Raw genomic sequence first — 20,323 nt, 5'->3', positions numbered from 1 at the left:
GTAGCGCCGTAGCCGCCCAAGCCGCCACCGCCGCCGTTGCCGCTGTTACCGCCGGTGGAGCTGTTGCCGGGGCCGCCGTTGCCGCCGTTGCCACCGCTCCCGCACGCCGCCCACCAGCGTCTTAGCCACCCCAACCCGAACTGCATAAACAACCACCGGCAGCCACCAAACCCGTCTCAACATCGAGACGGACGGACACGCCCTGCAGTTGGGACTACGCGGAGCTCAGGGACTGTGGCGCTCGCATCATCGCCGGCTGAGGTGACCAATTCCGGTCGATGCATGTTGCGGCGAAGGCGTTGAGAGCCGGCTTGCGGGCGTCTCCCGGCGATCGGAACCGGGATCGGTTGCGGCACGTGTTAGCGCGCCTAGTTGGGGCTACTTAGGCGTTGTCCGCGATCCACTCGGTAGTGAACTTCTGCTCTACGGTCACCAGCTGGCTCAGCTCGGTGCCGATCATCCGTTCCAGCTTGCCGCCGATCAAAGGGATGCGTACCTGGACGGTGAGTTGCAGCGACAGTCGGGAGCCGCCCGACTTGGGGTTGGGCGTGAGGACTCCGGTGCCCCATAGATTCACCGGCGCATCCACGATCGACCCTGCGATGGACGCCGTTGCGGTTCCATCGTTGACCGGCCCCCAGGTTTCCTCACGCCGGATGCACAGATCTCCGCGGTGCAACTGGGTGACCAGGCCCGGCAAGTTGTGGCTGAAGACGGTCTGCAAGGTGACCACTTCGATGGTCCCGTCGTGTCCGGGCTTGCCGTCCACCCGCATTGACTCCAGGGTTGCGACGTCCACTGGAGTTTCTGCCAGCCGGGCCCGCCAGTATTGCTCCTCGTAGAAAGCCTGGAGGACTTCGGTGACGCTGCCTTCGTAGTCGGCTGACACGTCGAATGAACGCGGCATAGCTGGCCAGGCTACCGTTACGGGCCATGAAACGGCGCGATGTCGGTTCGCTATTCGCCGGTGCGCGCGTCGCCGAGTCGGTGCCGCTGGCGCCATTGACCACGTTGCGGGTGGGGCCGGTCGCGCGGACGCTGGTCACCTGCGACACCACCGATCAGCTGGTTGGCGTGCTCCGGGAGCTCGATGACCGTGCCCGAAACGGAGACTGCGGGCCGGTGTTGGTGTTCGCGGGCGGCTCCAATGTGGTGATCGGCGACGCCCTTGCCGACCTGACCGTGGTGCGGGTGGCCAACGACCGGGTCACCATCGACGGAAACCTGGTGCGCGCGGAGGCCGGCGCGGTGTGGGACGAAGTGGTGGTCGCGGCGATCGAACGCGGTCTGGGCGGTCTGGAATGCCTGTCGGGCATTCCCGGATCGGCCGGGGCGACGCCGGTACAAAACGTTGGCGCCTACGGCGTGGAGGTGTCCGACGTCATCACCCGGGTCCGGCTATTGGACCGCAGCACCGGCGATGTGAGCTGGGTGCCCGCCGCCGACCTGTCTTTCGGCTACCGAACCAGCGTGCTCAAGCAAGCCGACGGGCTGGCGCTGCCGGCGGTGGTCCTAGAGGTGGAGTTCGCGCTGGATGCCTCGGGCCGCAGCGCCCCTCTGCGCTACGGCGAGCTGACGGCTGCGCTGGGCATGAATAGCGGCGAGCGTGGCGAGCCGCGGGCGGTCCGCGATGCGGTGCTGGCGCTGCGGGCGAGAAAGGGCATGGTGCTTGACGCCGCGGACCATGACACCTGGAGCGTGGGGTCGTTTTTCACCAATCCCGTGGTCGCGCCCGAGATCTACGAACGGCTGGCGGCCCAGACCGGGGAGTCGGTGCCGCACTACCCGGCACCGGACGGCGTCAAGCTGGCTGCCGGCTGGCTGCTGGAGCGGGCCGGGTTCGGCAAGGGCTATCCCGGCGACCCGCACGCCCGATGCCGACTGTCCAGCAAGCACGCACTGGCTTTGACCAATCGCGGTGGCGCGACGGCAGCGGACGTTATGGTATTGGCCAGGACAGTGCGTGACGGAGTTCGTGATGTGTTTGGTATCACACTGAAACCGGAGCCCGTTCTGGTTGGTTGCGCGTTGTAGCTGCTACTTTTGGCCCGGAGCCCGTCTGGAGCATCGTGCTGCGACGGGTACGGGGCCGCTTGAGGACCGTTTGCGCGCTATTGCGCCCGGTATCTTGGAATCCCGTGAACACATCCAGCGCACCCAAGAGTCAGGCGCCGATCAATAGGCGCATGGCTTTGATGGCCCTTGGGGCCGGTGTGTTGGCGCCAAATGTTTTGGCCGCCTGTTCGGGCAAGGTCGCCAAGCAGGCCGAGCAGAAGGCGCCCGAGGCGCCGCGGCTGATCTTCCGGCCGACCGATGCCGCTGGTGACGTGCTGCCGATCGATCCGGTCAGTGTCGAGGTCGGCAACGGCTGGTTCCAGCGGGTCGTGCTGAAGAATCCGTCCGGCAAGGTCATCGCCGGTGCCTACAACCAGGAACGCACCGTCTATACGGTCACCGAACCACTGGGCTACGACACCACCTACACCTGGAGTGGTGCGGCTGTCGGCCACGACGGCAAGGCGATTCCGGTGGGGGGCAAGTTCACCACCGTGACGCCGGACAAGCAGATCGACGGGGGCTTCCAGTTAGCCGACGGGCAGACTGTCGGGATCGCGGCGCCGGTCATCATTCAATTCGATGCACCGATCACCGATAAGGCGACAGTGGAACGTGCGCTCCACGTCACCACCAACCCGCCGGTGGAGGGGAGTTGGGCCTGGCTGCCCGATGAGGCCAAGGGCGCCCGGGTGCACTGGCGCCCGCGCGAGTACTACCCCGCGGGCACCACGGTCAGCGTCGACGCCAAGCTCTATGGGCTGCCGTTCGGCGACGGCGCCTACGGTGCCCAAGACATGACGTTGAACTTCCAGATCGGGCGCCGCCAGATCGTGAAGGCCGAGGTCCCCTCCCACCGCATTCAGGTCGTCACCGATGAGGGAGTCATCATGGACTTCCCGTGCAGCTACGGCGAGGCCGACCTGGCGCGCAACGTCACCCGCAACGGTGTCCATGTGGTGACCGAGAAGTACTCGGACTTCTACATGTCCAACCCGGCCGCCGGATACAGCAACGTGCACGAGCGCTGGGCGGTGCGGATCTCCAACAACGGTGAGTTCATCCACGCCAACCCGCAAAGCGCGGGCGCGCAAGGCAACAGCAATGTCACCAACGGCTGCATCAATCTGTCGACGTCCAACGCTGAGGAGTACTTCCACTCGGCGATATACGGCGACCCGGTTGAGGTCACCGGCAGCACGATCGAGCTGTCCTACTCAGACGGCGACATCTGGGACTGGGCGGTGGACTGGGACACCTGGTTGTCGATGTCCGCGCTGCCGGCTCCGTCGGCGCGTACGCCTGGTACGCAGATCCCGATCACGGCGCCGGCCACCCCGTCGACTGCCCCCAGCCTGTCGGGTACACCGACCACACCGAGCACTACTACACCTGGCGGTTAGCCCGTCGGGTCGCTGAGGCCTGGTCACGCGGCCGGATGATGATCTGATCCAGGTTGACGTGCGGGGGGCGTGAGGCCACGAACCCGATCACTTCGGCGATGTCGGCGGCCACCAGCGGAGTCATCCCGGAGTAGACCGCGTCCGCGCGTTGCTCGTCGCCGTCGAACCGGACCAACGAGAACTCCGTTTCGACCGCGCCGGGTGCAATCTCGGTGAGTCGCACCGGCAGGCCCAGGAGTTCGCCCCGCAGGGTGCGGTGTAGTGCGCCCTGGGCGTGTTTGGCGGCGGTGTAACCGGCGCCGCCGTCGTAGATCTCCAGCGCCGCAATGGAGGTGACGGTCACGATCAGCCCGTCGCCGGAGGCGATCAGCTTGGGTAGCAGCGCGCGGGTTACCCGCAGCGTGCCCAGCACATTCGTCTCCCACATCCAGCGCCAATGCTCGAGATCGGCGTCGGCCACCGGTTCCAGCCCTTTGGCGCCACCGGCATTGTTGACCAGGACGTCAACGCGGCTCAGTCCGTCCGCCAAGGCCGCCACTGCCGCACCGTCAGTGACATCCGCCACAATTGGGGTGCCCCCGATCTGATCGGTCAGCGCAGTTATCCGGTCCGCGCGACGAGCCACCGCGACCACGTGAAACCCTTGCGCGGCAAGAGTTCTGGCGGTTGCTTCGCCGATCCCGGAACTGGCGCCGGTGACCACTGCGACTCGGTTTCCAGCGTCAGTAGTTGTCATCGGGCACACTCTAGTAAACGTGCTAAATTCGCGGTGTGTACCACAGTGCCATGTTCAGCAGCACCGCCCCGCGTCGCTTCGCGGGCGCCTGTTGTTGCCGCTGACTTTGCCGCGCCTGACTCAGCTCAGCATGTGCGGCCAGGGACCCGGCCAGTTGACTCAGAACAAGGACGCCTGTGCACTCGACTACCCTCACCGCCCATCATTCCGGTCATAACGGCCAGCCACGTTCCTACCGTCAGGTGGTGGCCCCGTCATTGCACCTCGCGGATTCCGCGGCGGCCTCCGTGTTTCGGGCCGTGCGATTGCGCGGACCGGTTGGCCGCGACGTCATCGCCACCACCACCTCGCTGAGCATCGCGACGGTGAACCGCCAGGTCATCGCGCTACTTGATGCGGGCCTGCTGCGGGAGCGCGCCGACTTGGCGGTTTCGGGGGCCATCGGGCGTCCGCGAGTGCCGGTCGAGGTGAACCACGAGCCGTTCGTGACGCTGGGTCTGCACATCGGTGCGCGTACCACCAGCATCGTGGCCACCGACCTGTTGGGGCGCACCCTCGACACCGTCGAAACCGCGACACCGCGCAGTTCGGCCAGCAGTGCGCTGGCGTCCCTGGCCGACAGTGCGGGCCGGTATCTGCGGCGCTGGCATCGTCGTCGTGCCCTGTGGGTGGGGGTCGCGATCGGTGGCACGGTGGATGACGCCAGCGGCCACGTCGACCACCAACGACTCGGCTGGCGGCAGGCACCGGTGGGGCCCGCGCTGGCAGACGCCTTGGGGCTTCCGGTCTCGGTGGCATCCCACGTCGACGCGATGGCCGGAGCCGAACTTCTGCTCGGTACCCGGCGCCTCGCGGGGGGGTCATCGACCAGCCTGTATGTCTACGCTCGCGAAACCGTGGGTTACGCGCTGGTGATCGACGGGCGGGTGCACTGTCCGGCCAGCGGCCCGGGCACGATCGCGGGTTTGCCGGCCCACTCCGAACTGCTCGGCGGTACCGGCCAGCTCGAGTCGACGGTGAGCGACGAGGCGGTGCTGGCCGCTGTCCGCCGTCTGCGCATCATCGCGGCCACCCCGCAGGCCCGTACGAACGGCTCGGTCACCGCGATGACCGACTTGCTGCGCGTGGCGCGGGCGGGAAATCAACAGGCCAGGGAGCTGCTCGCGGAGCGGGCTCGAGTGCTCGGCGAGACGGTTGCGTTGCTGCGCGACGTGCTCAACCCCGATGAACTCGTGGTGGGTGGCCAGGCATTCACCGAGTACCCGGAGGGGATGCGCCAGGTGGAAGAGGCGTTCACCGCTCGATCGGTGCTGGCCCCGCGCGACATCCGCGTCACGTCATTCGGAAACCGGGTGCAGGAAGCGGGAGCGGGCATTGTGTCCCTAGGCGGGCTGTATGCCGATCCGCGCGGGGCGATGCGTCGTTCTGGGGCACTGAACACCCGGCTGCGGCAGGCCGAACCCGAAGCCTCGGCGTAGGAGGGCCTGACGTGCGCCCCATGCGTGCGGGGGCCGGTGCCGCGGGCGAGTCCTGTAAAGATGATGGTGTGCGGCCCGATGATGTCTCCCGGCTAACCGCCGACGCCGTCGTGCGCAGGGTTGCCCTGCTGGCTGTGCACACCTCGCCGCTGGCGCAGCCGGGCACCGGTGACGCCGGGGGCATGAACGTCTACGTGCTGCAAAGTGCGCTACATCTGGCCAAGCGGGGGATCGAGGTCGAGATTTTCACCCGGGCCACCGCTTCGGCGGACCCGCCGGTCGTGCGGGTGGCGCCCGGTGTGCTGGTGCGCAATGTGGTGGCGGGACCATTCGAGGGTCTGGACAAGTACGACCTGCCCACCCAGTTGTGTGCGTTCGCGGCCGGGGTGCTGCGCGCGGAAGCCGCCCACGAACCCGGGCACTACGACATCGTGCACTCGCACTATTGGCTGTCCGGCCAGGTCGGCTGGCTGGCCCGTGACCGCTGGGCGGTCCCTTTGGTGCATACCGCCCATACGCTGGCGGCGGTGAAGAACGCGGCGCTGGCCAACGGTGATGCACCGGAGCCGCCGCTGCGCACCGTTGGCGAGCAGCAGGTGGTCGACGAAGCTGATCGGCTCATCGTCAACACCGACGATGAGGCCAAGCAATTGATCTCGATTCACCATGCGGATCCGGCCCGGATCGACGTCGTGCATCCCGGTGTCGACCTGGAGGTGTTCCGCCCCGGCGACCGTCAGCAGGCGCGAACCGCGCTGGGGCTACGGCCCGAGGAGAAGGTGGTGGCCTTCGTCGGGCGGATCCAGCCGCTGAAGGCGCCCGACATTGTGCTGCGTGCTGTGGCCAAACTGCCCGGGGTGCGGATCATCGTTGCCGGGGGCCCCTCGGGCAGTGGACTGGCATCCCCGGACGGTTTGGCTCAACTCGCCGACGAACTCGGCATCGCAGAGCGGGTGACATTCCTGCCGCCGCAGTCCCGCACGGATTTGGCTCGCGTGTTCCACGCGGTTGATCTGGTCGCGATACCGAGTTATTCCGAGTCGTTTGGCCTGGTCGCTGTGGAGGCCCAGGCGTGCGGAACGCCGGTGGTGGCGGCCGCGGTCGGCGGGTTGCCGGTGGCGGTACGTGACGGGGTCAGCGGGACTCTGGTCTCCGGACATGACGTCGACCAATGGGCGGCGGCGATCGACGGGCTGCTGCGAAGCAATGCCGGCGCGCAGGGCGCGCTGATGAGTCGGGCTGCGGCCGAGCATGCGGCCACGTTCTCTTGGGAGAACACCACAGACGCGCTGCTGGCCAGTTACCGCCGCGCGATCGGCGACTTCACCGCCGGGCGCCGCCGCAAGGTTCGCGACCCGGTGGCGGCTCGCAAACCGCGTCGCTGGACGGCTCGGCGCGGAGTCGGCGCGTGACCCCCACCACGCCGCAGAGCCAGTCCGTGCAAGCGGTGATCGAGGACACGCTTAAGGTCAACGATCTGAGCTACACCCGGCATCAGGGCGCCCACGGCGGGCTGGCCGGCCTGATCGTCGAACTGCCGGGGGAACGCAAGCTCAAGACCAACACCATCCTGAGCATCGGTGAGCACTCGGTACGCGTGGAGGCTTTCGTCTGTCGAAAGCCGGACGAAAACCATGAAGGTGTCTACCGGTTCTTACTCAAACGCAACCGCCGCTTTTACGGGGTGGCATACACGCTAGACAACGTCGGCGATATCTACCTGGTTGGGCGCATGTCCTTGGCCTCCGTCGACGCCGACGAGATCGACCGAGTGCTCGGGCAGGTGCTCGAGGCGGTGGACTCGGATTTCAACACGTTGCTGGAGTTGGGTTTTCGGTCTTCGATTCAAAAAGAGTGGGAATGGCGGATTTCCCGGGGCGAGTCGTTGAAGAACCTGGAGGCGTTCGCGCATCTGATCGACGACGAGGATGACCGAGAGGACCGGGCTCCGGCGACGTGAGAGACTTGCCGGCATGGGAGACACCGGGACGTTGGTGCTGCTTCGCCATGGCGAGAGCGACTGGAACGCTCGCAACCTGTTCACCGGCTGGGTCGACGTCGGCCTGACCGAGAAGGGCCGGGCCGAGGCGGTACGAAGCGGCGAATTGCTGGCCGAACAGGATCTGCTGCCCGATGTGCTCTACACCTCGCTGTTGCGGCGCGCGATCACCACTGCGCATCTGGCGCTGGACAGCGCCGACCGGCTGTGGATTCCGGTGCGGCGCAGCTGGCGGCTCAACGAACGTCACTACGGGGCGCTGCAGGGGCTGGACAAAGCCGAGACCAAGGCCCGCTACGGCGAAGAGCAGTTCATGGCCTGGCGGCGCAGCTATGACACTCCACCGCCACTAATCGAGAAGGGCAGTGAGTTCAGCCAGGACGCTGACCCCCGCTACGCCAACATTGACGGCGGGCCGCTGACCGAATGCCTGGCTGACGTGGTGGCCCGGTTTCTGCCCTACTTCACCGACGTCATCGTCGGTGACCTGCGGGCCGGCAAGACGGTGTTGATCGTCGCGCACGGCAACTCGCTGCGCGCGTTGGTCAAGCATCTGGACCAGATGTCCGATGAGGACATCGTCGGACTCAACATCCCGACGGGCATTCCGCTGCGCTACGACCTGGACGAACGGCTGCAACCGGTGGTGCCCGGGGGTACCTATCTGGACCCGGAGGCGGCCGCCGCGGGGGCTGCCGCGGTGGCGAGTCAAGGCGCGGCAAAAGCCTGATTTCTGGCGCCGATAGGGCCAGTCGCTAAACAATGCGTGAACGGCAGCAGAACACATGCGGCCGAGGATGTGACTTGTCCTGATTTGGCCGCGCAGCGCTAGGGCTGCGTTCACCAGATTTGTAGGATTTTGTTTGTGACTGTGTTCTCGGCACTGTTGCTGGCCGGGGTCTTGTCCGCGCTGGCGCTGGCCGCAGGTGTCGCGGTCGGGGCCCGGCTGTCACAGCGGCTGGTGCGGCGCCGCCAACAAGCGTCCACCGAGTGGACTGGCATCACCGTCGCGCAGATGCTGCAACGCATCGTCGCGCTGATGCCGATGGGTGTCGCGGTGGTCGATAGCCATCGGGACGTCGTCTACCTCAACGACCGGGCCAAAGAGCTGGGCCTGGTGCGCGACCGGCAGCTCGACGACCAGGCGTGGGAGGCCGCACAGCAGGCGTTGCGGGGCAGCGACGTCGAGTTCGATCTGTCACCTGGAAAGCGTCCGGGCGGCCGGTCCGGGCTATCGGTGCACGGGCAAGCCCGGTTGCTCAGCGAGGAAGACCGGCGCTTCACCGTGGTCTTCGCTTACGACCAGTCTGACTATGCCCGCATGGAGGCAACCAGACGTGATTTCGTGGCCAACGTCAGCCACGAACTCAAGACCCCGGTCGGTGCGATGGCCCTGCTCGCCGAGGCCCTGCTGGCATCTGCCGATGACTCCGACACGGTTCGGCGGTTCGCCGAGAAGGTGCTGATCGAAGCCAATCGGCTGGGCGACATGGTCGCGGAATTGATCGAACTATCGCGCCTGCAGGGGGCCGAGCGGTTACACAACGTCACCGACGTTGACGTCGACACCATTGTCTCGGAGGCGATTTCTCGCCACAAGGTGGCCGCTGACAACGCCGAGATCGAGGTGCGCACCGATTCGTCCTCCGGGCTGCATGTGCTGGGGGACCAGACCCTGCTGGTGACCGCGTTGGCCAATCTGGTCTCCAACGCAATCGCCTACTCGTCACCGGGCTCACCGGTGTCGATCAGCCGCCGTAAGCGCGGCGACAACGTCGAGATCGCCGTCACCGACCGGGGTATCGGGATCGCGCTGGAAGACCAGGAGCGAGTCTTCGAGCGGTTCTTCCGGGGCGACAAGGCTCGTTCGCGGGCTACTGGTGGGAGCGGACTGGGGCTAGCCATCGTCAAGCACGTCGCCGCCAACCACAACGGCAGCATCGGCGTGTGGAGCAAGCCGGGAACGGGGTCCACGTTCACCCTGTCCATCCCTGCCAGTTCGGCGCCCGACGACAGCGATCAACCTGACCAGCCGCGGGCCCGCGACGCGCGGCCCAATCGGTCACAACGAGAGGAAGAGCTAAGTCGATGACCCGCGCTAACGACCATGCAGAGCGAAGCGATGAAGAGGAGTGGCGCCGATGACCCGCGCTTACGACGATGCAGAGCGAAGCGATGAAGAGGAGTGGCGCCGATGACTAGCGTGCTGATCGTTGAGGACGAGGAGTCATTGGCCGATCCGCTTGCGTTTCTGCTGCGCAAGGAGGGCTTTGAAGCCACCGTGGTCACCGATGGCCCGGCCGCGCTGGCGGAGTTCGATCGCTCGGGTGCTGACATCGTGCTGCTCGACTTGATGCTGCCGGGCATGTCGGGCACCGACGTGTGCAAGCAGTTGCGTGCCCGCTCCAGCGTGCCGGTCATCATGGTGACCGCCCGCGACAGCGAGATCGACAAGGTGGTTGGGCTCGAGTTGGGCGCCGACGACTATGTCACCAAGCCGTATTCGGCGCGCGAACTGATCGCCCGAATCCGGGCGGTGCTGCGCCGGGGCGGCGACGACGATTCCGAAGTCAGCGACGGCGTGCTGGAGTCCGGACCGGTGCGCATGGACGTCGAGCGCCATGTGGTGTCGGTGAACGGTGACGCGATCACCTTGCCGCTCAAGGAATTTGATCTCCTCGAATACCTGATGCGCAACAGTGGGCGGGTGCTGACCCGCGGCCAGCTGATCGACCGGGTCTGGGGCGCGGACTACGTTGGCGACACCAAGACGCTCGATGTCCACGTTAAGCGCTTGCGCTCCAAGATCGAAGCGGACCCGGCCAATCCGGTGCATCTGGTCACAGTGCGGGGCCTGGGCTACAAGCTGGAGGGCTGATATAGATCGAGCCCGAGCGGTCGGCGACCACCTCGTCGGCGACCGCCAGCGCCAGCGCCATGATCGATATCTGCGGGTTCACCTCCGGGCAGCTGGGCAGGATCGACGCGTCGGCGACCCATACTCCGTCGACCCCGCGCAGCCGGCCGGTTGCGTCGACGGGGCAGATTTGCGAGTCGGCGCCGGCGGCGGCGGTTCCGGTCGGGTGGAAGGCGGCCAGGTGCAGATTTCTCGGGTCGCTGCGCTGCAGCGCATCCTGCAGTGCTGCCGGTGATGTCACCGTGGGGGCACCGGGCAGTCCGGTGAGCACCTCGACCGCACCCGCGGCAAAGAGCAGCCGGCCGATGGCCTGTACCGCCACCCGTAGTTTGGTGATGTCGTCCGGGGCCACTTGATAGTGCACAACGGTTTCGCCGCGTACCGACCGCACCGAACCGGCACCACGATCGGCGACCATCGCACCGAAAGTCGCGACCTGAGGCGCCCGATCCAGCCAGTCGAGCAGCTCGGTGCCGTAGCCGGGAAAAACCATCGAACCCATCCCCGGTGGTGTGGCGGTCGCTTCGATCAGGACGCCGTCTGACTCGTGGAACTCGTGAACCGCCGCGCTCTGCAGGACGCCGCGCCAAGCGTAGACATCGTCGTCGAAGCCGCCGGCCAGCATGGTGGCCGGATGCAGCGCGAGGTTGCGGCCGAGTCGAGGGTGGCTGCCAAGGCCGCTGCGTCGCAACAGCGTCGGTGTTTCGGTGGCCCCGGCGGCGATGATGACGATGTCGGCGCGCACGTCGATCGCGGTGCCGTCCGGGCGGCGGGCGCGCACGCCGCGGGCCCGTCCCCCCTGATGCAGCACCCGCTGTACCCGCGCGTCGGAGATGATCCGGGCGCCGGCCGCGCAGGCCTGGGGAAGTGCGTTGAGATGCACGCCGAACTTGGCGTTGCTGGGGCAACCGATCGCACATTGGCAACAGTCGGCGCATCCCGGAGCATTGCGGGGGATAGGTGCGGCCTGCCAGCCCAGCGATGCGGCGGCATCCAGTAGCAGGTTTCCGTTGCGGCCCATGATGTCGCGCGGCGCGGGTGCGACCTGCAAGGTGTGTTCCACGTCGTCGAGGCGGCCGGCCAGTCGGTCCGGATCGGCCAGATCGAGCCCGAACTCATCGCGCCAGCGTTGTTGCACGGCCAACGGCGGCCGGAAACAGGTGCCCGAGTTGACCACGGTGGTGCCACCGACCGCTCGGCTCATCGGCAGTATTACGGCCGGACGTCCCAGCGCGATGGTGGCCCCGCCGCCGCGATACAGGCCGGCGTAGCGGTCTATCGGGTGGGTGGTGCGGAACTCCCGCACCGTCCAGCGGCGGCCCTCCTCCAGCACGACGGTGCGCAAGCCGGCACGGGCCAGGGTGCGGGCCGTCATGGCGCCACCGGCGCCGGACCCGACGATCACCACGTCGGCGGTGACCACCGAAGGGCTATCCGGGGAAGCGGTGATGTCCAGCGCCGCATCGGAACGCGCGGCGTCGTGTGCCTGGGCGCGGGCAAGCAAGTCCGGTGCGTAGGTGTCGGCACCGTTGGCCAGCAGCGCGACCGCTTTGAGCCCTTCCAGCGCGGCGCTGGTGTCGGGATTGATCGCCGCGACTCGGCGCAACACCTGTTCGCGTTGGGCGGGTTCAAGCCGGGCCAGGGATCGGCCGGTGGTCAGGTAGCTCGCGGCCGCCAGCGACACCAGCCCGGCGCGCACGGCCAGCCGTGAGGTGGTCGGCAGCTGCGACAGGTACCGGTCGACGCGCTCGGCGAATTCGGTCGACGTCGGGCCACCGCGTTCCTCGGGCAACAACGCGGCGCCGAACGAGGCCAGTGCGGCCTGGGTGCGGCTCATATCCGGGTTGCCAGCCGGCTACCGAGCCGTCGGCCGAGCTTGATGAAGAACGGATACGTCGCGAAGATGCCTCCGGCCGCCGCGTGCAGCGGCCACTGTGCCTGGTCGGTATCCACGTTGAACACCCCGCTGTTCCACATGAAGTCGCGGCCGTTGCGGGCGCGGAACGGCCGCCACAGCAAGCCCAGCCCGGGCACGTTGTTGTACAGGCCGAACGAACCCGCGAAGAAGACCCCGAGGGCGGCGGCTTCGGCGAGGTCGCGGCGGTCTTCGTCGAGGTGGCGCTCGATGAGCACTCCGCAGGCGAACAACAGCGGTGGGTCCAGCAGAAAACTCATCGGTACGTCCTTTCATTCATGTTCATCGACGTTCATCGACGTTCATTGACGGCCGGCGCCTTGGCATCGCGGGTATCGCGCAGGCCGACTTCGGCGTGCCCGGTTCCCAACACCGACCAGCTGCGCTCGATGACCCGGTTGCGGCTGATTTCGACGTGGACGTCGGCCCGTTCGGTGTTGGTGCACACCGCTTTCCCCCCATCGGGATCGGTGTATTGCAGGCTCACGCACCTCTCGGCCGGTTGGTCGACCCGGATCAGCACGTCACGGCCATCGATGCGGCCCTCCAGCTGCCAATGTGCAATGCCGAGGGTGGTGCGCATCCGCAGGGACGGCAACGGGCTTGCGGGCCAGTCTTTTCCATCGATGCGGAAGCGGACGAACGCCATCGGTGCGAGCCGGCGCAGTCCCGGCTTGTGCGACACCGCGGTGACGACCTCCAGCACGTCACCGTGACCGAGGTCGGCGTGGATCCACCCCCAGCGTTTGGCGTTGCCGTGCCCGTAGATGTGGGCGACCCCGCCGCGCCAGCCGCCGATCGGGTGGCTGGTATCGCCCACCGTCAGCGAACCGCTGAATTCAGCGGTGGGGGCGAGCACCACCTGGGCGCCCGGCAACAACTCGCGCTCCCATGCGACCCGCGGGAACGTCCACAGCGGCGCGGCGGCGTCCTTCCACGACAAGTCCCAACTCAGTGAACCCGCTCGGCCGGTGAGCGATTCGTGAGCCGCCCGCGCGCCTGCCGCCTCGAACCAGGCGGCTCCCGTCGCCGGCCCGACCGGCGCGGGGCCGAAACGTCCGGTGCGGGGCGGGCCGTCCGGCGGGAACCACGTTGCCCATCCGTGCGCGTAGGGCGCGTCACCGCTGGTGGGTGCCACGGTTTCGTAGTGGACCCATAGTCCGGCCTGGGTTGAGGGATCCGACAGGGTCGCATACCAGACTTCCAGGCGTCCGGGTTTGCCCTGCCAGCGTGGGGCTACCGCCGATCGCATTTCCTCGTCCACCCGCTTCACCTCCGGTGTTGCCATGCGGCGCGACACGCTCTTGGTTGTGGTTGTGCCGTCGGTCCATCCACTATATTGGTTGAGCCAATGAACCAGTCAAGTATTTTGCAGCCGCCGGATCGTCAACGGGTCGACGAGCAGATCGCCACATCGATCGCCGACGCGATCCTCGATGGCGTTTTTCCACCTGGCTCCGCGCTGCCGCCCGAGCGGGAGCTGGCCGGGCAGCTCGGTGTCAACCGGACGTCGCTGCGCCAGGGTTTGGCCAGGTTGCAGCAGATGGGGCTGATCGAGACCCGGCAGGGGAGCGGCAACGTCGTGCGTGACCCGCAGAGCCTTACCCATCCCGCGGTGGTCGAGGCGCTGGTGCGCAAGCTCGGTCCCGACTTCCTGGTCGAAGTGCTTGAAATTCGGGCCGCCCTGGGGCCGCTGATCGGCCGTCTGGCCGCCGAACGGAACAGCTCCGGGGACGCTGAGGCGCTACGCGCTGCGCTGGCGGAGGTGGCCGACGCCGACACTGCGCCGGCGCGCCAGGCCGCCGATCTCGCCTATTTTCGGGTACTCATCCACGGCACCCGCAACCGCGCTTTGGGTTTGCTGTACCGCTGGGTCGAGCAGGCCTTCGGGGGCCGCGAGCACGAGCTGACCGGCGCCTATGAGGACGCGGACCCGGTGATCGCCGATCTGACGGCCATCAACGACGCTGTGCTGGCGGGTGACCCCGAGACGGCCGCCGCGGCGGTTGAGGGATACCTGAACGCGAGCGCATTGCGCATGATCATGTGCTATCGCGCCGCCTATGCCGGCGAGGATCCCGAGCGGTAGCGTCGCGCGCCGCTACTCGGCCGCCCGCGTCGCCGGATGTACGGCGACCAGACCCAGCTGGCTTCGGCGTTTGCACACGGCGGCCAGTTCGGCGTACGCCTTGGCGCCGAGCAATTCGGTGAGCTCATCGGCCAGGCTCTCCCACACCTGCTTGCTTCCGACATGGGCGGCCGGATCGCCGGTGCAATACCAGTGCAGGTCGGCGCCACCGGAGCCCCAGCCGCGCCGGTCATATTCGGTGAGCGTGGTTTTGAGGATCTCGGAGCCGTCTGGCCGGGTCACCCATTCCTGGCTGCGCCGGATCGGCAATTGCCAGCACACATCGGGTTTCATGGTCAACGGAGCAACACCGAGTTTGAGGGCTTTGCTGTGCAGCGCACAGCCGGTGCCGCCGGCAAATCCGGGACGGTTCAAGAAGATGCAGGCGTCCTTGTGCTTGCGGGTGCGGTACTGAGGCTGATCGTCGCGCTCATCGAGCTCTAGGTAGCCCTTGCGGCCCAAGCCTTTGTCCCGATATTGCCAATCGTCGTCGGTCAGCTTCTTGACCGCGTCATCCAACCGGGCGCGGTCGTCATCGTCGGACAGGAATGCGCCGTGTGAACAACATCCGTCGTTCGGCCGGCCGGCCACGGTGCCCTGGCAGGCCGGGGTGCCGAAGGCACAGCTCCAGTGCGACAGCAACCAGGTCAGGTCGGCCGCGATCAGATGCTCGGGATTGTCGGGATCGTAGAATTCCACCCACTCGCGGGGGAAATCCAGTTCGACCTCTTGTCCCGGCTGCACCGTCTTCAGGCACGAGTTTGCCACGGTTACAACGTTAGTCCACAGTCATGCTTCGCGGCGCTGCTGCGGTTGCGCGCGCGTCGGCGAGCTTGCCGGCCGGTATTGCCGGGCAACTCAGCGGGTCGCACGGCGGGCCGCATTGCCGCACGACTAGGTTGATTTCGTGCGATTGGGCGTGCTCGACGTGGGCAGCAACACGGTCCACCTACTGGTGGTTGATGCTCACCGTGGTGGCCATCCGACCCCGATGAGTTCGACGAAGGCGACTTTGCGGCTGGCCGAGGCCACCGATAGCTCGGGCAACATCACCAAGCGTGGCGCCGACAAGCTGGTGTCCACGATCGACGAGTTCGCCAAGATCGCCGCCAGCTCGGGCTGCGCGGAGCTGATGGCCTTCGCGACATCGGCGGTCCGAGAGGCGGAGAACTCCGATGACGTGTTGTCGCGGGTGCGCAACGAAACCGATGTCGAATTGCAGGTTCTCAGCGGTGTCGACGAGTCGCGACTGACCTTCCTGGCGGTGCGCCGCTGGTTCGGCTGGAGCGCGGGGCGCATTATCAACCTCGACATCGGCGGCGGCTCGCTGGAGTTGTCCAGCGGCGTGGACGAAGAGCCCGAGGTGGCGCTGTCGCTCCCGCTAGGCGCGGGACGGTTGACGCGGGAATGGCTGCCCGACGATCCGCCCGGCCGGCGCCGGGTGGCGATGCTTCGGGATTGGCTGGATGCTGAGTTATCCGATGCCAGCGTGACGATGTTGGACGCGGGCATCCCGGACCTCGCGGTGGCTACGTCCAAGACATTTCGCTCGCTGGCCCGACTCACCGGCGCGGCGCCGTCGGCCGCCGGACCACGGGTGAAGAGGACCCTGACGGCCAATGGCCTCAGACAACTCATATCTTTCATCTCTAGGATGACGACCGCTGACCGTGCAGAACTGGAAGGAGTCAGCGCCGAGCGGGCGCCGCAAATCGTGGCGGGGGCTCTGGTGGCGGAGGCAAGCATGCGAGCGCTCTCGATAGAAGCGTTGGATATCTGCCCGTGGGCGCTCCGAGAAGGTGTTATTTTGCGCCGACTCGACAGTGAGGGCGACGGGACCGCCTTCATGGAAACTTCGCCGGTGTTGACTTCGGTGCGCGATGCTAGAGGTCAGGTAGTAGATCGGAACGCTGCAGGCCGATCGAGAGGCAACAAACCATGACTGGACCACACTCCGAGACGGAGGACACCAAGCAGATCTCGGTGGCCGAACTACTGGCCCGCAATGGTAACGTCGGTGCCCCGGCGGTGACCCGGCGGCGCCGCCGCCGCCGCGGCGACACCGACTCGATCACGGTCGCCGAGCTCACTGGTGAAATTCCGATCATCCGTGACGATCATCACGATGAGCGAAGCGCGCCCAGTGCGCCCGCCGAAACCACCGAGACTGTCGCGCCGACAAGCCAAGCCAAGCCCGGCAACGGCCGAGTCGAGGTCGACGAGCCTGCACCCGCATCGCGCGTGCAGCCCGAATCGGTCGTGGCACCGGCCGAAGCCACCGAGCCCCCGCAGGCCGCCGAGGAACCGGCGGCCGGGCAGGCCGGCAGGGCGGCGTATTGGTCGGAGCCCGAGCCGCGCTGGCCGAAATCGGAGCCGATCACCCGGACCAAAGCGGGTCCTGAGCGCAGTGAGTACCCCAGACCCCTGCGCCACACCGGGGATAGCGATGCCGCGGGGCAAGGGCCCGGGGCTGAGGACATGAGCCCCGACCCGGTGGGCCACTACGGCGATACATCGGTGGATGTCTCCGACGCCGAAGCGGAATCCGAGGTCGAGGATTCCGCCTACGTGCGTTCTTTTCTGCAGGCGTCGGAGGGGATCTCCGATCAGGCCCTCTATGGCGGGCAGTCCCTGGCCGACGAGGTGGCGCGGCGGCGCGGGGAATCGTCCCCGTCGACGTTCGACGAGGAAGAGGCCGAAGCCGACGAGGAACAGGGTGCGCGCCCGTTGTCGGGCAAGCTCGCGGCCCTGTGGCGCGGCACGCTGGTGGTGCTGCAGTCGATCTTGGCCGTGGTCTTCGGTGCGGGTCTGTTCATCGCGTTTGACCAGCTGTGGCGATGGAACAGCATCGTCGCTCTGGTGCTCTCGGTGCTGGTCATCCTCGGTCTGGTGGTCGGGGTTCGGGTGGTTCGCAAGACGGAGGACATCGGAAGCACATTGATAGCGGTTGCCGTGGGTGCGTTGATCACCCTGGGGCCGTTGGCCTTGCTGCAATCGGGCTAGGCGGCCCCCACTCACAGTGCGCCCAGCAATCAAAGTCGGTCTGTCGACGGCCTCGGTGTACCCCTTGCGGGCCGAGGCCGCGTTCGAGTATGCCGCCAGGCTCGGCTACGACGGCGTGGAGCTGATGGTCTGGAGCGAGTCGATCAGCCGGGACATCGATGCCGTCCGAAAGCTGTCCCGGCGCTACCGCGTGCCGGTGCTGTCCGTGCACGCCCCGTGTCTGCTGATTTCGCAGCGGGTGTGGGGGGCCAACCCGATCTTGAAGCTGGACCGCAGCGTTCGGGCTGCCGAAGAGCTGGGCGCGCAGACCGTCGTTGTGCATCCGCCCTTCCGCTGGCAACGGCGCTACGCCGAGGGATTCAGCGACCAGGTTGCGGCCCTGGAAGCGTCCAGCGACGTGGTGGTGGCCGTCGAGAACATGTTTCCGTTCCGGGCGGACCGGTTCTTCGGGGCCGGCCAGTCACGAGAACGCATGCGCAAGCGCGGTGGTGGCCCAGGTGCGGCGATTTCGGCTTTCGCGCCGTCCTATGACCCGCTGGACGGCGATCACGCGCATTACACACTGGACCTTTCGCACACCTCGACAGCCGGAACCGACGCGCTGAGCATGGCCCGGCGGATGGGCTCGGGTCTGATGCATCTGCACCTGTGCGACGGCAGCGGGCTGCCCGCCGACGAACACCTGGTTCCCGGCCTCGGAACGGAGCCCACCGCCGAGGTATGCCAGATGCTGGCCGGTGGGGGCTTCGCCGGGCAGGTGGTCTTGGAGGTATCCACCTCCTCAGCCCGTTCGGCGGCGGAGCGCGAAGCGATGCTGTCGGAGTCCTTGCAGTTTGCCCGTACCCACCTGATGCGGTGATATGAACGCGTTATTCACGACGGCGATGGCGTTGCGCGAGGTCGAAGCACCCGCGGGCGGGCAATGCCGGATATTCGACGGTGAGTTCGACGAGAACTGGACCATCGGTCCCAAGGTGCATGGCGGCGTGATGCTGGCCCTGTGCGCCAAGGCGGCGCGCGCCGCCCATGGCGGTGACGCACTGCAACCGGTCGCGGTGTCGACCAACTTCCTGTGGGCCCCCGATCCGGGGCCGATGCGACTGGTGACATCGATCCGCAAGCGTGGCCGCCGGATCAGCGTGGTCGACGTGGAGCTCATGCAGGGCGAGCGCACCGCGGTGCACGCCGTCGTCACGCTGGGTGAACCCGAGCATTACGAGTCCGGCCCGGCGGCACCGCTGCTATCGGCCAACCCGGTGCTGGAAATGATGGCCCCCGAACCGCCCGACGATGTCACACCGATCGACCCCGGTCATGCGCTGGCCGGTCTGGCCCACCTGGGTGCGGGCTGCGATGTGCGGCCCCTGGCGTCGACGCTGCAGACCCCGGCGAGCGGGTGGGGCGGACGGGCGCCGACCTTTCAGATGTGGGCCCGGCCGCGTGGCGTCGCCCCGGACGCGCTGTTCGCCCTCATGTGCGGCGATCTGTCGGTCCCGGTCACCTTTGCCGTCGGACGCACCGGTTGGGCGCCCACCGTCCAGCTGACCGCCATCCTGCGCGCCCTGCCCACCGATGGGTGGCTACGGATCGTCGCCACCTGCGTTGAGATCGGGCAGGGCTGGTTCGACGAGGACCACATCGTCGTCGATCAGGCGGGCCGCATCGTGGTGCAGACGCGCCAGCTGGCGATGGTGCCCGCCCGGTAGCGGCGCCACTGCGGACCGTCTGCGATGCTGTCGGGCATGCCAAGAATCGCGATCATCGGCGGCGGCAGCATCGGTGAAGCATTGTTGTCCGGACTGTTGCGGGCCGGGCGGCAAGTCAAAGATCTGGTGGTGGCTGAGCGGGTACCGGAGCGCGCCAAATACCTGGCCAGTACCTATTCGGTATTGGTGACGTCGGCCAAGGATGCGGCGGAGAGCGCCTCGCTGGTTGTCGTCGCGGTCAAGCCCGGCGACGTCGACTCGGTGATGGGCGACCTGAGCGCGGTGGTTGCCGCGGCCGAAAGCTACAGCGGCGAGCAGGTGTTCGTCACCGTCGCGGCAGGGGTCACCACCTCATATTTCGAATCCAAGTTGCCCGCGGGCACCCCGGTGGTTCGAGCGATGCCCAACGCGGCCGCACTGGTGAGTGCGGGGGTTACCGCGCTGGCCAAGGGCCGCTTCGTCACGCCCGAACAGCTCGAGGAAGTCTCAGCCCTGTTCGATTCGGTCGGCGTCGTGCTCACCGTTCCCGAGCAGCAACTCGACGCTGTGACCGCGTTGTCGGGGTCCGGGCCGGCGTATTTCCTGCTGATGGTCGAGGCATTGGTGGACGCGGGTGTGGCGGCGGGCTTGAGTCGTCAGGTGGCAACCGACCTGACGGCCCAGACGATGGCCGGTTCGGCGGCGATGCTGCTGGAGCGGATGGATCAAGACCGACGCGGCGCTGCCGAGCCGTTGGGTTTGCGGGTGGACACCTCGCCGGCGCAGCTGCGGGCGTCGGTCACCTCACCCGGCGGGACCACCGCCGCTGCGCTGCGCGAACTCGAGCGCGAAGGGTTCCGGGGGGCGGTCGATGCCGCCGTGCAGGCCGCCAAAAGCCGCTCTGAGCAGCTAAGAATTACATCGGAATAATTCAAAAAATTTGAACTGATTGTCCCCCGCCAGTACCAGTAACCCCACTAGTCCCGCTATTCTCCTCTTTGTAT

Annotated in this window: 20 protein-coding genes; 14 read left to right on the top strand and 6 right to left on the bottom strand. The window is 67.1% G+C overall.

What is annotated here, in order from left to right; all coding sequences use genetic code 11:
* Positions 1 to 382: 382 nt before the first annotated feature.
* Complete coding sequence (locus tag MMSP_RS24215; protein ID WP_011742104.1) at positions 383 to 907, bottom strand: DUF2505 domain-containing protein; 525 nt, start codon at positions 905 to 907, stop codon at positions 383 to 385.
* A gap of 26 nt (positions 908 to 933) precedes the next feature.
* Between MMSP_RS24215 and MMSP_RS24210 the strand changes: the two genes are divergently transcribed.
* Positions 934 to 2,034 (top strand): UDP-N-acetylmuramate dehydrogenase, encoded by a 1,101-nt coding sequence (locus MMSP_RS24210; RefSeq protein WP_020788724.1) that lies wholly within the window; start codon positions 934 to 936, stop codon positions 2,032 to 2,034.
* 152 nt (positions 2,035 to 2,186) lie between these two features.
* Positions 2,187 to 3,458 carry an Ig-like domain-containing protein gene (locus MMSP_RS24205; protein WP_231395790.1) on the top strand — a complete coding sequence of 424 codons (1,272 nt, stop codon included), beginning with the start codon at positions 2,187 to 2,189 and terminating at the stop codon, positions 3,456 to 3,458.
* On the opposite strand, the gene MMSP_RS24200 is transcribed toward MMSP_RS24205, so the two are convergent.
* On the bottom strand, positions 3,442 to 4,194 hold the full coding sequence (locus MMSP_RS24200) for an SDR family NAD(P)-dependent oxidoreductase (protein WP_036426937.1): 753 nt from the start codon (positions 4,192 to 4,194) through the stop codon (positions 3,442 to 3,444). The genes MMSP_RS24205 and MMSP_RS24200 overlap by 17 nt on opposite strands.
* A gap of 176 nt (positions 4,195 to 4,370) precedes the next feature.
* On the opposite strand from MMSP_RS24200, the gene MMSP_RS24195 reads away from it, so the two are divergent.
* The 6 genes from MMSP_RS24195 (at position 4,371) to regX (ending at position 10,549) form a co-directional block, all read left to right on the top strand.
* Complete coding sequence (locus tag MMSP_RS24195; RefSeq protein ID WP_051153735.1) at positions 4,371 to 5,672, top strand: ROK family transcriptional regulator; 1,302 nt, start codon at positions 4,371 to 4,373, stop codon at positions 5,670 to 5,672.
* A 20-nt stretch (positions 5,673 to 5,692) separates the two neighbouring features.
* Positions 5,693 to 7,084 (top strand): D-inositol-3-phosphate glycosyltransferase, encoded by a 1,392-nt coding sequence (gene mshA / locus MMSP_RS24190; RefSeq protein ID WP_262491525.1) that lies wholly within the window; start codon positions 5,693 to 5,695, stop codon positions 7,082 to 7,084.
* Positions 7,081 to 7,632 (top strand): YbjN domain-containing protein, encoded by a 552-nt coding sequence (locus tag MMSP_RS24185; protein WP_020788720.1) that lies wholly within the window; start codon positions 7,081 to 7,083, stop codon positions 7,630 to 7,632. The genes mshA and MMSP_RS24185 overlap by 4 nt, the downstream gene beginning before the upstream one ends.
* A 13-nt stretch (positions 7,633 to 7,645) precedes the next feature.
* Complete coding sequence (locus tag MMSP_RS24180; protein WP_011742111.1) at positions 7,646 to 8,401, top strand: phosphoglyceromutase; 756 nt, start codon at positions 7,646 to 7,648, stop codon at positions 8,399 to 8,401.
* 135 nt (positions 8,402 to 8,536) lie between these two features.
* Positions 8,537 to 9,763: a cell wall metabolism sensor histidine kinase WalK gene (locus MMSP_RS24175; RefSeq protein WP_012392756.1), complete on the top strand. Its 1,227-nt coding sequence runs from the start codon at positions 8,537 to 8,539 to the stop codon at positions 9,761 to 9,763.
* Positions 9,764 to 9,865: 102 nt separating this feature from the next.
* The gene (gene regX, locus MMSP_RS24170) at positions 9,866 to 10,549 is read left to right on the top strand and encodes a two-component sensory transduction protein RegX (RefSeq protein WP_011742113.1); all 684 of its coding nucleotides are present in this window, start codon (positions 9,866 to 9,868) and stop codon (positions 10,547 to 10,549) included.
* Here the strand turns inward: regX and MMSP_RS24165 are convergent.
* The 3 genes from MMSP_RS24165 to MMSP_RS24155 are packed head-to-tail and all read right to left on the bottom strand — an operon-like array spanning position 10,512 to position 13,767.
* Positions 10,512 to 12,425, bottom strand: a complete 1,914-nt coding sequence (locus MMSP_RS24165) for a GMC family oxidoreductase N-terminal domain-containing protein (protein WP_020788719.1) — start codon at positions 12,423 to 12,425, stop codon at positions 10,512 to 10,514. The two genes, regX and MMSP_RS24165, sit on opposite strands and share 38 nt — an antisense overlap.
* Positions 12,422 to 12,763 carry a hypothetical protein gene (locus MMSP_RS24160; protein ID WP_011742115.1) on the bottom strand — a complete coding sequence of 114 codons (342 nt, stop codon included), beginning with the start codon at positions 12,761 to 12,763 and terminating at the stop codon, positions 12,422 to 12,424. Before MMSP_RS24160 ends, MMSP_RS24165 begins: the two co-directional genes overlap by 4 nt.
* A 32-nt stretch (positions 12,764 to 12,795) precedes the next feature.
* Positions 12,796 to 13,767, bottom strand: a complete 972-nt coding sequence (locus MMSP_RS24155; RefSeq protein ID WP_020788718.1) for a hypothetical protein — start codon at positions 13,765 to 13,767, stop codon at positions 12,796 to 12,798.
* Between the two features lie 87 nt (positions 13,768 to 13,854).
* Here MMSP_RS24155 and MMSP_RS24150 point away from each other — a divergent pair, with 87 nt between their 5' ends.
* Positions 13,855 to 14,592, top strand: a complete 738-nt coding sequence (locus MMSP_RS24150; RefSeq protein WP_020788717.1) for a FadR/GntR family transcriptional regulator — start codon at positions 13,855 to 13,857, stop codon at positions 14,590 to 14,592.
* A gap of 12 nt (positions 14,593 to 14,604) precedes the next feature.
* On the opposite strand, the gene MMSP_RS24145 is transcribed toward MMSP_RS24150, so the two are convergent.
* Positions 14,605 to 15,399: a hypothetical protein gene (locus tag MMSP_RS24145; RefSeq protein ID WP_036426934.1), complete on the bottom strand. Its 795-nt coding sequence runs from the start codon at positions 15,397 to 15,399 to the stop codon at positions 14,605 to 14,607.
* 139 nt (positions 15,400 to 15,538) lie between these two features.
* Here MMSP_RS24145 and MMSP_RS24140 point away from each other — a divergent pair, with 139 nt between their 5' ends.
* The 5 genes from MMSP_RS24140 to proC are packed head-to-tail and all read left to right on the top strand — an operon-like array spanning position 15,539 to position 20,249.
* Positions 15,539 to 16,573, top strand: coding sequence for a Ppx/GppA phosphatase family protein (locus MMSP_RS24140; protein ID WP_012392761.1), 1,035 nt, complete (start codon positions 15,539 to 15,541; stop codon positions 16,571 to 16,573).
* Positions 16,570 to 17,634, top strand: a complete 1,065-nt coding sequence (locus MMSP_RS24135) for a hypothetical protein (RefSeq protein ID WP_020788714.1) — start codon at positions 16,570 to 16,572, stop codon at positions 17,632 to 17,634. Before MMSP_RS24140 ends, MMSP_RS24135 begins: the two co-directional genes overlap by 4 nt.
* A 16-nt stretch (positions 17,635 to 17,650) precedes the next feature.
* On the top strand, positions 17,651 to 18,493 hold the full coding sequence (locus tag MMSP_RS24130; RefSeq protein ID WP_020788713.1) for a sugar phosphate isomerase/epimerase: 843 nt from the start codon (positions 17,651 to 17,653) through the stop codon (positions 18,491 to 18,493).
* 1 nt (position 18,494) lies between these two features.
* Positions 18,495 to 19,340 (top strand): thioesterase family protein, encoded by an 846-nt coding sequence (locus tag MMSP_RS24125; RefSeq protein WP_020788712.1) that lies wholly within the window; start codon positions 18,495 to 18,497, stop codon positions 19,338 to 19,340.
* 36 nt (positions 19,341 to 19,376) lie between these two features.
* Positions 19,377 to 20,249: a pyrroline-5-carboxylate reductase gene (proC, locus tag MMSP_RS24120; RefSeq protein WP_172607095.1), complete on the top strand. Its 873-nt coding sequence runs from the start codon at positions 19,377 to 19,379 to the stop codon at positions 20,247 to 20,249.
* Positions 20,250 to 20,323: the final 74 nt, after the last annotated feature.

It is taken from the genome of Mycobacterium sp. 012931, from assembly GCF_000419295.1.
GTDB classification, from domain to species: Bacteria; Actinomycetota; Actinomycetes; order Mycobacteriales; family Mycobacteriaceae; genus Mycobacterium; species Mycobacterium marinum.
Note: the sequence above shows the minus strand (reverse complement) of the source record. Positions and strands in the feature narration are given on the sequence as shown.

Bases quoted from the DNA above. Each gene is read 5' to 3' on its own strand.
- MMSP_RS24215 (WP_011742104.1), bottom strand. From the start codon at position 907: ATGCCGCGTTCATTCGACGTGTCAGCCGACTACGAAGGCAGCGTCACC.
- MMSP_RS24210 (WP_020788724.1), top strand. From the start codon at position 934: ATGAAACGGCGCGATGTCGGTTCGCTATTCGCCGGTGCGCGCGTCGCC.
- MMSP_RS24205 (WP_231395790.1), top strand. From the start codon at position 2,187: ATGGCTTTGATGGCCCTTGGGGCCGGTGTGTTGGCGCCAAATGTTTTG.
- MMSP_RS24200 (WP_036426937.1), bottom strand. From the start codon at position 4,194: ATGACAACTACTGACGCTGGAAACCGAGTCGCAGTGGTCACCGGCGCC.
- mshA (WP_262491525.1), top strand. From the start codon at position 5,693: ATGCGTGCGGGGGCCGGTGCCGCGGGCGAGTCCTGTAAAGATGATGGT.
- MMSP_RS24180 (WP_011742111.1), top strand. From the start codon at position 7,646: ATGGGAGACACCGGGACGTTGGTGCTGCTTCGCCATGGCGAGAGCGAC.
- regX (WP_011742113.1), top strand. From the start codon at position 9,866: ATGACTAGCGTGCTGATCGTTGAGGACGAGGAGTCATTGGCCGATCCG.
- MMSP_RS24165 (WP_020788719.1), bottom strand. From the start codon at position 12,425: ATGAGCCGCACCCAGGCCGCACTGGCCTCGTTCGGCGCCGCGTTGTTG.
- MMSP_RS24160 (WP_011742115.1), bottom strand. From the start codon at position 12,763: ATGAGTTTTCTGCTGGACCCACCGCTGTTGTTCGCCTGCGGAGTGCTC.
- MMSP_RS24150 (WP_020788717.1), top strand. From the start codon at position 13,855: ATGAACCAGTCAAGTATTTTGCAGCCGCCGGATCGTCAACGGGTCGAC.
- MMSP_RS24135 (WP_020788714.1), top strand. From the start codon at position 16,570: ATGACTGGACCACACTCCGAGACGGAGGACACCAAGCAGATCTCGGTG.
- MMSP_RS24125 (WP_020788712.1), top strand. From the start codon at position 18,495: ATGAACGCGTTATTCACGACGGCGATGGCGTTGCGCGAGGTCGAAGCA.
- proC (WP_172607095.1), top strand. From the start codon at position 19,377: ATGCCAAGAATCGCGATCATCGGCGGCGGCAGCATCGGTGAAGCATTG.